Origin of the sequence: Paenibacillus oceani (assembly GCF_014705615.1) — a bacterium.
In the GTDB taxonomy this organism is placed as follows: domain Bacteria; phylum Bacillota; class Bacilli; order Paenibacillales; family NBRC-103111; genus Paenibacillus_AB; species Paenibacillus_AB oceani.
Genome location: NZ_JACXJA010000049.1, coordinates 64,085 through 78,508, shown reverse-complemented (window position 1 = coordinate 78,508; position 14,424 = coordinate 64,085). Strand labels below are relative to the sequence as shown.

Genomic DNA, 14,424 nt, shown 5'->3' with positions numbered 1-14,424 from the left:
GGATTGTTCTTGCCGGAACGTTTCCCAGTATACTAGAGGCGCTTTCTTCGTTCAAAGCTCAAATTACTTCATTACAGGAATGGCTCCTTTCATCCTAGTTCGTTTATCCCCTGCCCGAGTGGGAACCTGCCTTCAACCCATTTCAGTGATAGGAGGCAAACAAGAGAGATTTGTACGCTTTTGAAAAGCAGCTGCATAAAACGCATACAAGGGCCATCCGGCGTGGGACAGGTTTCTTTAGTCGTTTGCCGTTGTCATTTCGCTGCTTCCGCTTCCCCTAGCCGCCGATCCTTCTCGTTCGGGCGAGAATCGACCTGGCGTATTCGGAGGGCGTCATGTCGGCGATCCGCTTGAACTGCTTGGAGAAATGGTGGATGCTGCTGTAGCCCAGGCTTTCGGCAATCGACGATATATTGCCGTTCTCCTCGCGAATGAGCTGCTTGGCCCGGTCGACTTTCAGACGATTGAAATATTCCATCGCCCCGATGCCCGTGTGCTCCTTGAAGATCATTTTAAGTCCCGTGCGGCTGATCGCGAAAATGTCGCACAGCTGGTCGAGCGTATAATTTTGTTCGATATGGCTCTTCATAAACTGGATGATTTTCGAAAAAGATTCGTTCGTCGGGACCTCCCCGACCAAGGCGGCTTTGCTTCTTGCGCTTTGTTCCGCTCTTCTCCGGCGTATCAGACGAATCAGAAAAATTTCCAGATAATTGCGAATCAGCTGCTCTCCGCCGAAGGCCGCGCTCTCCCGCTCGTGCGGACACCCGGAGATCATCGGCGAGTTGACCGGCGGATCGAACGCCTGCAAGCCTTCCTGTACAATCAAGGATAAGATCTGGTATTCGTCCTCCTGCAGACGAAAGCGGCATTCGCCCTCGAAGACGGACATACAGGCCGAGTCGCATTCGAACGAGAGGATAATAATATTGCAGATCGTCTTGTTTAACGATCGGCCCCCATGAAACAGATCCGGCATGAAAAACAAGATGTCCCCTTGTCGGAGATGATACGTCCCCAGATCGGTATAAAACTCCACTTCCCCTTTATCGATATAGATGAATTCCCAGAAGTCGTGGCGTTCTCCTCCTTTGGTGCTAAAATGTTTGGACATTTCCCGGTAATAAAAGGTGACCAGCTTGCGAATGGTCAGTTCTTCCTTCAACACATGTCTCGGACGCATCGGCCGGATTCCCCCTGATCCAATTGAAATCGTTTGCAACGAACGACAGCGAGCAGAACCGATATGATCTTATTATATTTCATGTTCTTGGCCGGATAAAAGAGGGGACAGCCGCCACCGTTCGATTCCAAGGCCGTATCCATTCGCAGAACGGCTTGCGATGTCAGGCGAGCTCCTGATTGGGAGCCGAATGTTTTGACCGGATTGACAAAACGTTTGACCTTTGCGGCAAAGCCCTGCCCCCGTCTTGGCTTTATGATAAATATAAGAAACTGCCGGGGAGGTGAGGGGAGGTTGAATAAGGTCGTTTGCCAACATAGGGTAATCGATTTCTGAAAAGCGGTACTAACATGGCATACGGGTTCCGGAGAGATGTCCCGCACAAGAAGGCGAAGCTGTCCGGCCAGATCCGATGGTCCGATGCAAGTTGCTGTAGAATTCAGGGAAACTGGGGGAACTGAACATGGGAACAAAAGCGAGAAACAGGGAGAAAGCGAACGGGCTTGTACTTCCGGCTCTTCTGGCCGCTCTGACGCTGGCAGCGTCCGGCTGTGGAAACGACAGCGGGCAGGGGAACGGAAACGGCGGATCGGCCGCCGAAGGCGACAACCAGCCGCCCAAACGGACGGAGCCGGTCGAGCTCGTGATCCATACGAACAACGGGGGGACACCGGAAAGCTTCGACGCTAATTACGGGGATCGGATCCGCAAGAAGTTCCCCGATTACAAAATCACCTACATCCAGAGCAAGCCGGGCAGCACGCTGCAGGATTTGCTCGCAACCGGTCAGCGGGTGGACATTTTGTTCCAGACGGATTCGTACTACTTTGAACTGGCCGAGGGGTCCAAACTCGAATTCGATATGACCGAGCTTGCCAAAAAGCACGGTGTCGATCTGAACGCGATCGAGCCCCGGCTGATCGAAGGCTTAAAAGCGTCGGGCGGCGGCAAGTTGTATGCGCTTCCGGTCAGCAACATGATTCAGGTTCTCTATTACAACAAAGGAATTTTCGATAAATTCGGCGTTCCTTATCCGAAGGACGGAATGAACTGGGATGAAGTGCACGAGCTGGCCAAAAAACTGGACCGTGAAGACGGCGGCATTCCCTATATCGGATTTACGGCGTCGCCGGCCCATATTCTGGGCAACAACCAGTATTCCATTCCTTATGTGGATGCCAAGACGGAAAAACCGACGTTTCTCGACGGCACCTGGAACAAATTGTTCGAGACCTACTTATTAACTCCGGGCAAGACCGCAGGATACCAAAAGTTCGTAACGGACAAAAAGAAGCTTCCGTACCGGCTTGAATTTACCGATGCTCCGACGCTCGGCATGTTCGTATTCAACTCCAGCTTCCCGTTCTCGATCCCGAACATTAACGACATTAATTGGGATCTGGTCTCGCTGCCTGTCTTCAAGGAGAAGCCGAAAGTCGGCTCGCAGTCGATGCCTGTCGTGTTCGGCATCACCTCGACGGCCAAAGAGAAGGACGCGGCGATGGAGGTTATCAAGTATCTGGTATCGGAAGAGGCCCAATTGTCCGAAGCGAAAAAAGGCAACATGCCGATTTTGACCAGCGAGACGGTAAGAAAAGCGTTCGCGCAGGATACGCCGTTTAAGGACAAAAACTGGGCGGCCTTGTATTACAATCAGATCGCTCCGGGCGTTACGAAAAATCCGTACCTGCTGTCGGTCGAACGGGTGCTCACTCCATACGTACAGCAAGTCATCGAAGGGAAGAAGGATCTCAATACGGCGCTGCGCGAAGCGCAGGAGCAGGCGGAGAAGACGATCGCCGACGCGAAGCTGAAAAAATAAGTGGACCGTATCGTAAACTCGGCATAATGGAGGGTTTGGAATGAACGGATTCGATTCATGGCTGCCCCATCCGCGATTCATGTCAGTCAAGCAAAATGCAGCGATCCTATGTCTGTTCACACTGCTGTTTCAACTGCTGGGGCTGGCAGCGGCGGCGCCGCAGGCCATCGCCCATAGTCCGGGGGGCGACGCGATGCATAACGGAGGCTTCGAGCAAATCACTGACGGCAAACCGCTTCCTTGGGTGGCGATGGGGGGCTGGAGCAATACCGAGATCCAGGTCGCTTCCGCGGCGGCACGCTCGGGTGCGGAAGGCATCCGGATCGAGACGACACAGACGACGAACCCGTGGATCGCACAGGATGTGCTCGTCGAATCGGGCGCCGTATACGACGTGTCGGTCTGGTTCAAGTCGCCTGGAGTAACCGGAAGCATAGGGGTTAAATTCGAGTATTACCGGGATCAGGTGCGTACCCCGGCCAACCGGCTAAGCCAGTACGATATGCAGAAAAATATTTTGGCCCAGGATATAACGGGCGACTGGCAGCAATTGCGGTTTGAGGCTGAGATTCCTCAAGAGGCCGGACTGGTCCTGGTCTACTTGCGGATGTACGGAACCGGATCGGTTTCTTTTGACGATGCTTCCTTCGTTCTGCTGAAGCATAGGCCCATGATCGATTTGACGACAGACCGGATTTTCTATTATGCCGATGCCGATGAAGGCAACGTGGAGGCCGCTTTCAACTCGCAGGCCGGTCCTTTGGATCAACTGCATGCGGAGGCCCGCATCTACCGGGAGTCGACCGGTGTCGTCCTTGCGACGTATGCGCATGCGAATGCGGCGCTGCCGATGAGCTTCCCGTTCGATCCGTCGCAGATGGTCATGGAGGAGCCGTACGGGGTGGAGGTCCGCCTTATGGACTCATCGAATGCGGTTCTGGAATCCGTGACGAAGCCGGTGTACCGGATCAACCGTCCGACGATGCTGCGTGACGACGGAACGCTTCTGGTGGACGGGAGTCCGTTTTTTCCGATCGCGGCCTACCATGTGCGTCAGACCGACTATCCTTATTTAAATGAAGCCGGGATCAATACGGTGCAGGGTATCGTCACGAATAACGCCAATGCGCTGCAAAGCGCGCTTGATGCCGCCCACCAAAGCGGGCTGAAGGTGATGGTTCCGCTGTACTATAATATGAAAGTAAAAGAAAATGCGGCGCTGACCGAGCAATTCGTAACCCGGTTCAAAACCCACCCGGCGGTGCTCGCCTGGATGATTATGGATGAACCGTTCTCCAACGGCAAAACGCTGGAGGAGCTGGCCGACGCCTACCGGCTGATTCGGTCGCTCGATCAGGCGCATCCGACCTATATGGTCGAAGCCCTACCGCCGTATTACGCCACGACAGCCAAGGCGACGGATATTCTGGTAACGGATGTGTATACCATCCCGTATGAACCGATCTCCTTAGTCGGCGAACGGACGGCGGCGGCCAAGCAGGCGGCAGGGGAAAAGCCGGTCTGGAACGTCCTGCAGGCGATGTATAATCCGCCGAACTGGCCGATTCTGCCGACGATCGGGCAGGTGCGCAATGCGGCGTACCAGACGCTGGCGAACGGCCTGCAAGGCGTAGCCTATTATTCGATCAATGAAAATACGTTCCAGCTGCGGCAATCCGAGCTCTGGCCCGGGCTGGTCGATTTCCGGGAAGAGCTGGAGCTGTTCGGCCGGCTGGTGACCGAAGGGAATCGGATCGGCCAAGGGCAGACGGACCACGGCCGCTGGGCCGTGTGGGAGCATGAAGGCGTCCGCTACGCCGCAGCCGTCAATACAAGCGAACAAATCCGTCAGATGACTGTCCCGCTAGGGGTAACGGGTTACCGCGCGGAATTGCTCTACGGGGACACGCGCTCGGTGCTGGATGGGCAGGGCGATGAGCTGACGGTTCATCTGGATCCGCAGCAAGCGCTTCTCTACCGGATTACCCCTTTCCAGAACAGGATCTCGGAAGCATTAACGATCGCGGCTCATGCTTCGGGGCTTTCTGCGGATGCCCAGTGGACGTCCCGCATGAACCAGCTGGAAGCCAAACTGAACGTGATCCGGGGTTATCTGACCGGCGCAGCACCCGATCCCGCCGCTGCCGTCCGGACGGCGGTTCAAGCTTTGCGCAAAGTGGACCAATTGGAGGATTGGGCCGATCAGAATGGCAGTACCGCTGTAAAGCCGGATATGCTGGCCGCTCTGGAGCGAATCAGAGAACGGCTCGGTCCGCTCGCCGCTTCGTATGTTCAGAGCGAGCTTCATGTTGGAGGCGGACAACTGGTCGGACAGGAGGAGCGGAACGAGCTGTCCTTCACCTTGCACAACGGAGCGGAGACCGGACTGCAAAACGTACGGGTAACGCTTAAGCTTCCGGAGCCGTTCGGCCTGGAGCCGGAAGCCCGTACCGTTGCTCAGCTCGGCGGCGGTCAATCGGTTACGGATACGTTCAGCTTCCGTATCGCGGAGCCGTTATCGCAAGAGAGCTACCGGCTGCGGACCGTTATCGAGTTCGAGTACTCCAACAAGCCGGGGGTTGCGATCTCGACGGATACGTTCATACAGTCTCCTTATACGGATCTGCTGAGCGCGAAGACCGAACCGGACGTTATTACGGTGAATAAAGGCGGCTGCTACCCGTTTGTGATGAACGTCCAAAACAACGTGTCGAGAAGCCTGCAGGTCGAGCTCGAGCCGGTGCCTTCGCCAGGCATAACCGTTCAGCTTCCCGCCCCTTTCCTGCTGCCGGGGAATCAGCAAGTCACGGTCAGCGGTACGGTGTATGTGCCGATGAGCGTTACCGACGGAGTCTATGAGGCGGCGATCCGGGTCATGGCGGACGGGAAAACGGTCCGGACGATGCCGCTTCAGGTTCATATCGATAAAAATATACTGCCCAATCCGGGCTTCGAGCAGGCTAACGCTTCAAGCACTGGGCCTTCCGGCTGGCTGATGCGCAAGGGAAGCTGGGTACAGGACTCCGTCTATGGCGGTCATTATGCAGTCTCCTTGCTGCCGGATGCGGCCAACGCCTGGAACGTCATCAACTCTGACCTGATCGCGATCGAACCCGGCACCAAGTATGTGTTGAAGGGGTGGGTCAAAAACGGCGCTACCTCCGGCAGTGTATCGATCGGACTGAGACAGGTCAGGGAGAACGGCGCATCCACGATCGGTTATACGTGGAAGGAGATGCAACCCGCTTCGGATTGGACTTATTACGAACTGGAAATAACGCCTGCCTCTACAGCCAAGTACGTGCAAGTATATTTGAAGTCCGATACGGACGTGAACGGTACGGCTTGGTTTGACCATTTGTACGTCGGGGAAATCGAGTGATTCGCACGATAAGCAGGAAGGCTCGGGGCGGGGAGAACCCGCCTCTTCCTTTAGAGGACGCAAGGGGAGAGCGAAGATGAATCCGTTGGACAATTCAGTCTGGATGTGGAACGGCCGAAGCCGCGACGAGGTGAATCAATATGTGGAATTCCGCCACGAATTTACACTGCCGCAGCAAGCGGAGCAGGCGAGCCTGTATATTTCCGTAGATTCGGAGTACGCCGTATGGATCAACGGGACATGGGCGGATGCCGGTCAATATGACGATTTCCCGGATCATAAAGCTTACGACCGGTTGCCCGTCGGGCATCTGCTGCGGCAGGGGAACAACGTGCTGTGTGTGCTCGCTTATTACCAGGGCGTTAACAGCTTTCAATATATTCCGGGCACCCCGGGGCTGATCTACACGCTGGAGACGGGGATGGAGACGATCCGGAGCGGCAGCGACGCGTATTGCCGGCTGTCGCCGGCTTATATTTCCGGGCCGATTCCGATGAGCACGGCTCAGCTCGGCTTTACGTTCGAATACGATGCGGCCCGCCGCGACGGCTGGATCAATCCGGAATACCGGATGACGGACGAGTGGAAGCGATCCGGTCCGGGACGGGCTGCAGACGAGTATCCGGCATGGTATGCGAGACCGGTGCGCAAGCTGGATGTGAAAGAGCGATGCGGATCGAAGCTGATCACCCAGGGAGTGTACGTGCGACAAGCGGCGCCGTCCGATGCGATAGTGGCGGAGCTGATGCAGAGCGACTACTTGTCCCATCGCTTGTCGCGGTCCATCTTCGAAGGCGGCAGTTCGCTGTCTCTCCCTTCTTTCGGAGGAATGTCGATCCAACCCGGAGCGTTTCAGGAAAACGGCGGCGTGTATCTGGTGCTGGATATGGGACGGGAAGAATGCGGTTTTCTGGAGCTGGAGCTGGACGGAGAAGAGGGCGCCGTTCTCGATATCGCTTACGGCGAGCATCTGGACGATCTTCGGGTCCGCGCCTCGGTCCGCGGCAAACATTTCGCCACCCGATACCGGTGCGGCAAGGGACGGCAAAGGTTCACCCATTATATGAAACGATGGGCGGGGCGCTACCTGCAGCTTCATATTAGCGGCGTTAAAGAGAAGTTCGTGCTCTATTACGCAGGCCTTCGGTCCGTGGAGTACCCGGTTGAATGGAAAGGCGAATTCCGCTGCCCCGACCGGCTTCACCGCCAAATCGAGCAGGTGGCCGTCCGCACCCTCCATCTGTGCATGCACGAGCACTACGAGGATACGCCCTGGCGCGAGCAGGCGTTGTACGCCATGGATTCCCGGAATCAGGCATTGTGCGGATATTACGCCTTCGGCGAGTACGAATTTCCGGCCGCGTCGAACCGGCTGTTCAGCGAAGGGTTGAAAGAGGACGGTTATCTGGAGCTGACCGCTCCGGCGAGAAGCCCTTTCACGATTCCGTCGTTCAGCTTCCTATGGATCGTTCAATTGGAGGAACATTTGCTGTACAGCGGCGATCTTGAGCAGGCCCAAGCGATGCTCGGCATCGTTCGGCGGATGATGGATCAGCATACGGCCCGCTTGCGGGGCGGGCTGCTGGTCACTCCGGGAAGCTCCGGCTACTGGAACTTCTACGATTGGGAGCGCGGTTTGAACGGTGCGGCCGCAACCAAGCCGGGTTACGGAGGGCTGGAGGGCACGAGATTCGACGCGCCGCTTAATCTGTTTTTCGCGATGGCGTTGGAGGCTGCGGGCGGCATGGCGGATGCCTGCGGAGACGCTGCAGCGGCCCGGGGCTACCGGGAAACCGCGCATAAGGTGAAAGCGGCCGTCCATGAACAGTTCTGGGATGCGACAGCGCTCGCTTACCGGACGTATCTGGGGGGAGACGAAGGCGATCATTATGCCGAATTAACCCAATCGCTGGCCCTCTGTGCCCGTGTATGCCCGGAGCCGGCTGCGGCCGATTTAAGGAGACGGTTGTCTTGCCCGGACAACGGATGGGTGCCGGTTTCGCTCAGTTACGCCTTATTCAAGTTCCAGGCTTTGCTGGACGAACCCGAGCTATACGGGCAGATCGTATTCGATACGATTGCGGACGATTGGGGGCATATGCTGTACCGAGGCGCGACGAGCTTCTGGGAGACGAAGGACGGGGCCGACGCGTTCGGTCAGGCCGGGAGCTTGTGCCACGGCTGGTCGGCCATCCCCGTTTATTTTTATTACGCCTATATACTGGGGGTCCGGCCGGTCGAGCCGGGTTTTCGGGTATTTCGGGTGGAGCCGGTGCGGACGGTGTTTCATCAAGCGTCAGGCACGATCCCGACACCGTATGGCGACATTCAGGTGGAATGGAAGATGACGCCGGACGGACTTGTCCTGCATCTGGAGCACCCGGAGGGGACGGTGCGGGAGTCGTAAGCATCTAGTAGCGGCAGTAGCTGCTGCTGCGGGACAGGGAGGTGGTCTGGCCGATCAGGGGTGATGTAAGATAATCGGGTTGCGTCTCTTCCTGGGGGAGGGACGCTTTTTTTCGTGGTGAAGGTAACGAATAAGAGTGGTTTGTGAAGCTGTCGATTCATTGTGTAGAAGTGTTAGCAGGCCGTTCCAAGTGAAAAGTTACCTTCTTCTACTCAAACAGGTTGTCCGGAATCCCTTGATTGAATAAGGATTGTAAGGTAGGGGATTCCAGACAAAACTCGCCAGAAGGTAATCTTTTCCCTTTCCACTTGGTTGTCCATAATGAATCGACAGCCTCGTTTGTATGCTTTATTTGATCCGAAAACCGGGTTGGACACGGAATACGAGCGGTTGGCAGCTCCTAAAATCCGCGGAAAGGGTGCAGACGTGGCCAGCAGGTCGAAATAAGGGGTGCAAACCGCGTTTTATTTGCTCCCCGAGGAGTTTCCCTATTTTGTGTTCAAGTACGTTTACTTGGTTTGCAGCCTGCCTTTAGCGTTTGCCCCTTATTTTTTGTTCGGGAGAAAGGATCGACTTACGGACATTAACGGCGTTAAAGGTGGAGAGAGTTAAATAACCCCGGTACAGCAGCAACAAAAAAGCCCTCTTATCAAAAAGAGGACTTGCTTCGTCATTATAGCCGCGGACCGTTCGAACGCTCGCTACTAGCTATGCATCGACTGCGCTTTAGCTTGCTCGCGGGTCGCTTCGTTCAGCATCGACTTCCAGTCGGCGAACTTGGTTTGCCTGGCGACATGCCGGTCCCACAGTTCGTCGGGAATGTTACGGATATCATCGAGCGTATCGGCTTGGAAATTGCCGATCTCCAGAAACTCGTTAAAGCTTTTGCAGGAGGAATGCTTGCTCATAAACGACTTGGTGAACAGTTCGTCGAGCGAAGTCTGGCCTTCCTTACTTGTTTTTTGACCCTGCAATTCTTTAAGCAATTCGTCAAAGGGCATAGGTTTTTGTTTTCTCAGAGGATCACTCCTAAATTTAATGTTCTCGGTAAACTATAACACATCACGGCTATAAAATGTCGCCTTTTCCAAAAATCAGAGTCAGATGCGTCTCGCACCGCCTATTTATTCGTTAACGCGGCCCACGACTCTTCCAGCCATTTTTCGAACTCTGCGCCTTTGTCCCCTTCATAAGTATCGTACACATCAAGTCTCATCTTATGCAGTTTTTCCTTGAATTGCTCGAACGAATGGCCCTCCGGCAAACTTTTTTTAATGCGGACGAAAATCTTCGTCGTTCCCTTGACCAGTTCGCCCTTTTTCCTGCGCGGCTGCTGCACGTCCTCGCCAAACTCCTTGAGCTTGCGGTAGGCGGCCTCCTGGACTTGATACACCGTGTCGTTATTCATCCGGTGCGTCAAGATGTCGATCACCTGCTCATGTTTCCAGGCGCCCAGCTCTTCTACGGCAGTCAGCCGCTCGCGCCAATTCGATGTCCGGTTCGAGGCTGTCCTCAGTTCCGCATAGTTAGGCGGCAATTCATTTTTCGCTTTTCGTTTGTCCAATCGGTTCCAACACCCTTCGTTTGTTTAGATTCCGCTTCCCTGGTGAAGACTTCCTGCTGTCGGTTCGTGTGCCGTCCGTTCTAGAGCTCCCTAAGGCGAGAGCCGTGAATTTTACTTGGCATAGTCATTGTACCAAGCAGGTGAAAGAATGCAACCGGATACCGCCCGAGGGCTATCGCCGGACAGGCTCCTTTCCAATGGGGGATGCGTTGCAGTACAATAATCGATAAGGAGCTGAGCGATATGAAAAATGAGATGATAGCCAGATTTACCTCTTACGTGCAGGTGGATACCCAATCGAACGACGGCAGCCCGTCTTGTCCTTCCACGCCGGGGCAGTGGACGCTCGGCAGGATGCTGGTCGAGGAGCTGAAGCAGATCGGGATGGAGGAAGTGACGATCGACGAGAACGGTTACGTCATGGCTACGCTTCCGGCCAATACGGATAAACCGGTACCGGTCATCGGTTTTCTCGCGCATCTCGATACGGCGACGGACTTCACCGGGGCGGGCGTCCAGCCGCAGATCGTGGACAACTACGACGGCGGGGACATCGTGCTGAACGAGGAGCAGCGGATCGTCCTGTCGCCCCGCGATTTCCCCGAGCTGGCCGGCTATAAGGGACATACGCTCATTACGACGGACGGCACGACGCTGCTCGGGGCCGACGACAAAGCCGGGATGGCCGAGATTATGACCGCGATGGCATATCTGATCGCGCATCCGGAGATCAAGCATGGAAAAGTCCGGGTCGCGTTCACGCCGGACGAAGAGATTGGCCGGGGACCGCACCGGTTCGACGTGGCCGCCTTCGGTGCGTTATACGCGTATACGATGGACGGAGGGCCGCTCGGCGAGCTCCAGTATGAGAGCTTTAATGCGGCGGCTGTCCGCATTGTGTGCAAAGGGAAAATCGTACACCCGGGTACGGCCAAAGGCAAGATGGTCAACTCCGCGAAAATAGCGATGGAGATCAGCCGCCGGCTTCCGGTGGAGGAAGCGCCCGAGTTTACGGACGGCTACGACGGCTTTTTCCACCTGATCTCGATAAACGGCAATGTGGAGGAGACCGTGCTGAGCTATCTCATCCGCGACTTCGACCGGCAGCGGTTCGAAGGGAGAAAGGCCGAGCTGACCGGCATCGTTGAGGAGCTCCGGCACGTATACGGGCAAGAGCGCATCGCGATTGAGATTAAGGATCAATACTTCAATATGCGCGAGAAGATCGAGCCGGTCATGGAAATCGTCGATATCGCCCGCCAGGCGATGGAAAGTCTCGGAATCGAGCCGGTCATCCAGCCGATCCGGGGCGGGACCGACGGCTCCCAGCTGTCGTATATGGGATTGCCTACTCCCAACATTTTTACAGGCGGCGAGAACTACCACGGCCGGTACGAGTACGTGTCGGTCGACAACATGCTGAAGGCGACCCACGTGATCGTGGAGATGATTAAGCGCTTTGAGCAGCGGGCGTAATCCAAAACAATTGATCCATTTGCAGCGGTTGCTATTGACAGATCCGTCTGTTTTATATACTAATAATAGTAGTAGCAGTCTAGTTACTTGAGTGCCAAAACGATTGGACCGCCTTTCTTCACGGGTGACGAATACGACATCGCGGTTTTGGCGCGGCTATTTTCACTATTGGAAGGAGACTTATTCGTGGCTAAGAAACAGTTTCAGGCGGAATCGAAACGATTGCTGGAAATGATGATCAACTCGATCTACACGCAGCGGGAAATTTTCTTAAGGGAGCTAATCTCCAACGCCAGCGACGCCATCGACAAAATGTATTACAAGGCGTTAATGGACGACCAGCTTGTGTTCAACAAAGACGATTATTACATCAAAGTCACCGCAGATAAAGAGAACCGGACCTTGACGATCTCCGATACGGGTATCGGGATGACCAAGGAGGAGCTTGAAAATAACTTGGGGATCATCGCGAAGAGCGGCTCCCTGGCGTTCAAAAAAGAAAACGAGCTGAAGGACGGCCACAACATTATCGGCCAGTTCGGGGTCGGCTTTTACTCCGCGTTCATGGTAGCCGATATCGTTACCGTAATCAGCAAAGCGCATGGCAGCGAGGAAGCGTACAAGTGGGAATCCGAAGGGGCGGACGGTTACACGATCGAGTCGTGCGGGAAAGATTCGGCAGGGACCGAGATTATTCTCAAAATCAAGCCGAACACCGAGGACGACCAGTACGACGAGTATTTGGAGGAATACCGCTTAAAGGCGATTATCAAAAAGTATTCCGACTTCATCCGCTACCCGATCAAAATGGATGTCAAAGGACAGCGGCCGAAAGAAGGCGCCGACGAAAACGACAACGAGCTTGAGGAGTATGTCGAAGAGCAGACGATCAACAGCATGGTTCCGATCTGGCGCAGAAACAAAAGCGAGCTGACGGCGGACGATTACGAGAAGTTTTACAACGAGAAACGGTACGGCTTCGACAAGCCGCTGAAGCATATCCACATTAGCGCCGACGGCGCGGTCGTGTACAACGCGATTTTGTTCATTCCGGAAAATACGCCTTTCGATTACTATACGAAGGAATACGAGAAGGGACTCGAACTGTACTCCAACGGCGTGCTGATCATGAACAAGTGCGCGGACCTGCTCCCGGACTATTTCAGCTTCGTCAAAGGGATGGTCGATTCGGAGGACCTGTCGCTGAACATCTCGCGCGAGATGCTGCAGCATGACCGTCAGCTCAGCCTGATCGCCAAAAACATCAAAAACAAAATCAAAAGCCAGTTGCAAAGCATGCTGAAGGACGAGCGGGACAACTACGAGAAGTTCTACAAGGCGTTCGGCCGCCAGCTCAAATACGGCGTATACAGCGATTACGGCATGAACAAGGATCTGCTGCAGGATCTGCTCATGTTCCACTCCTCCAAGGAGAAAAAGCTGGTCACTCTGGACGAGTACGTCTCGAGAATGCCGGAAGACCAGAAGTATATTTACTACGCCTCGGGCGAGTCGATCGAGCGGATCGAGAAGCTGCCGCAAGCCGAGCTGGTCACGGATAAAGGCTACGAGCTGTTGTACTTCACGGACGATATCGACGAGTTCGCGATCAAGATGCTGATGAACTACAAGGAGAAGGAGTTCAAATCGGTATCGAGCGGCGATCTCGGCATCGAGCCGGACGAGAAGGACAAGGAGTCGGATGCGGAGCAAAGCGAGAACAAGGACATTTTCGAGCATATGCAAACCGTGCTCGCCGGCAAAGTGAAGCAGGTCCGGGCGTCCAAACGGCTGAAAACCCATCCGGTCTGCCTGACCGCCGAGGGCGAGCTGACGATCGAGATGGAGAAAATTCTGAAGGCGATGCCGAACGGCCAGGACGTCAAGGCGGACAAGGTGCTCGAAATCAACGTCAACCACGAGGTGTTCCGGTCGCTGAAGGACGCGTTCTCCGGCGATAAGGCGAAGCTCGATCTGTACACGAACCTGCTGTACAACCAGGCTTTACTGATCGAAGGATTGCCGGTGGAAGACCCGGTGGAATTTACGAACAATATTTGCAAAGTCATGGTGTAATCGGATCGCCGTGACGGCGCAAGCCGAAGGGAACCCCGTCTGGCATGATGCCGGGCGGGGTTTTTGTAATGGACTCGGAATGATGTGTAAGCCGGCTAATTGTGCCGGCAAGTGTTGCGGTCGTTCATCGTGATCGTGATTGTGATCGCGGTCGCTCGGCCTTGACCCTGCTTGGGGACCGGATAAGAGCGGTTTGCACCCTTTATTTGGCCCGAAACCCGTTTGGGTAGGGAAATAAGAGCCATTGGGGACTCCTAAAATCGGCGAAAAGGGTGCAGACCCCGCCAGCGGGTCGAAATAAGAGGTGTGAACCGCCTTTATTCGTCTCGTTTTTTCTATTAGGTTGAAAATAAAGGGTTCATGAGAGGCTGTCGATTCCATGTGGACAACCAAGTGGAAAGGGAAAAGATTACCTTCTGGCGAGTTTTGTCTGGAATCCCCTACCTTACCATCCTTATTCAATCAAGGGATTCCGGACAACCTGTTTGAGCAGAAGAAGGTAACTTTTCACTTG

Annotated in this window: 8 protein-coding genes; 5 read left to right on the top strand and 3 right to left on the bottom strand. The window is 55.0% G+C overall.

The features are described from left to right. Positions 1-277 precede the first annotated feature (277 nt). Positions 278-1,183 (bottom strand): AraC family transcriptional regulator, encoded by a 906-nt coding sequence (locus IDH45_RS28545; RefSeq protein WP_190931564.1) that lies wholly within the window; start codon positions 1,181-1,183, stop codon positions 278-280. A gap of 463 nt (positions 1,184-1,646) precedes the next feature. On the opposite strand from IDH45_RS28545, the gene IDH45_RS28540 reads away from it, so the two are divergent. From IDH45_RS28540 to IDH45_RS28530, 3 genes are all read left to right on the top strand, one after another. Next, positions 1,647-3,005, top strand: a complete 1,359-nt coding sequence (locus IDH45_RS28540) for an extracellular solute-binding protein (RefSeq protein ID WP_190931563.1) — start codon at positions 1,647-1,649, stop codon at positions 3,003-3,005. A gap of 40 nt (positions 3,006-3,045) precedes the next feature. Beyond that, entirely contained in the window at positions 3,046-6,387 is a 3,342-nt protein-coding gene (locus IDH45_RS28535) for a carbohydrate binding domain-containing protein (RefSeq protein WP_190931562.1), read from the top strand. A gap of 76 nt (positions 6,388-6,463) precedes the next feature. Next, positions 6,464-8,794: a family 78 glycoside hydrolase catalytic domain gene (locus IDH45_RS28530; protein WP_190931561.1), complete on the top strand. Its 2,331-nt coding sequence runs from the start codon at positions 6,464-6,466 to the stop codon at positions 8,792-8,794. Between the two features lie 704 nt (positions 8,795-9,498). On the opposite strand, the gene IDH45_RS28525 is transcribed toward IDH45_RS28530, so the two are convergent. Both IDH45_RS28525 and IDH45_RS28520 read right to left on the bottom strand, forming a co-directional pair. Continuing rightward, positions 9,499-9,795 carry a hypothetical protein gene (locus IDH45_RS28525; protein WP_190931560.1) on the bottom strand — a complete coding sequence of 99 codons (297 nt, stop codon included), beginning with the start codon at positions 9,793-9,795 and terminating at the stop codon, positions 9,499-9,501. A 119-nt stretch (positions 9,796-9,914) separates the two neighbouring features. Then, positions 9,915-10,358 carry a HEAT repeat domain-containing protein gene (locus tag IDH45_RS28520; RefSeq protein ID WP_190931559.1) on the bottom strand — a complete coding sequence of 148 codons (444 nt, stop codon included), beginning with the start codon at positions 10,356-10,358 and terminating at the stop codon, positions 9,915-9,917. A gap of 243 nt (positions 10,359-10,601) precedes the next feature. Between IDH45_RS28520 and pepT the strand changes: the two genes are divergently transcribed. After that, a complete protein-coding gene (gene pepT / locus IDH45_RS28515; RefSeq protein ID WP_190931558.1) occupies positions 10,602-11,834 on the top strand; it encodes a peptidase T in 1,233 nt (410 codons plus the stop codon). A gap of 186 nt (positions 11,835-12,020) precedes the next feature. Beyond that, the gene (htpG, locus tag IDH45_RS28510; protein WP_190931557.1) at positions 12,021-13,910 is read left to right on the top strand and encodes a molecular chaperone HtpG; all 1,890 of its coding nucleotides are present in this window, start codon (positions 12,021-12,023) and stop codon (positions 13,908-13,910) included. Positions 13,911-14,424: the final 514 nt, after the last annotated feature.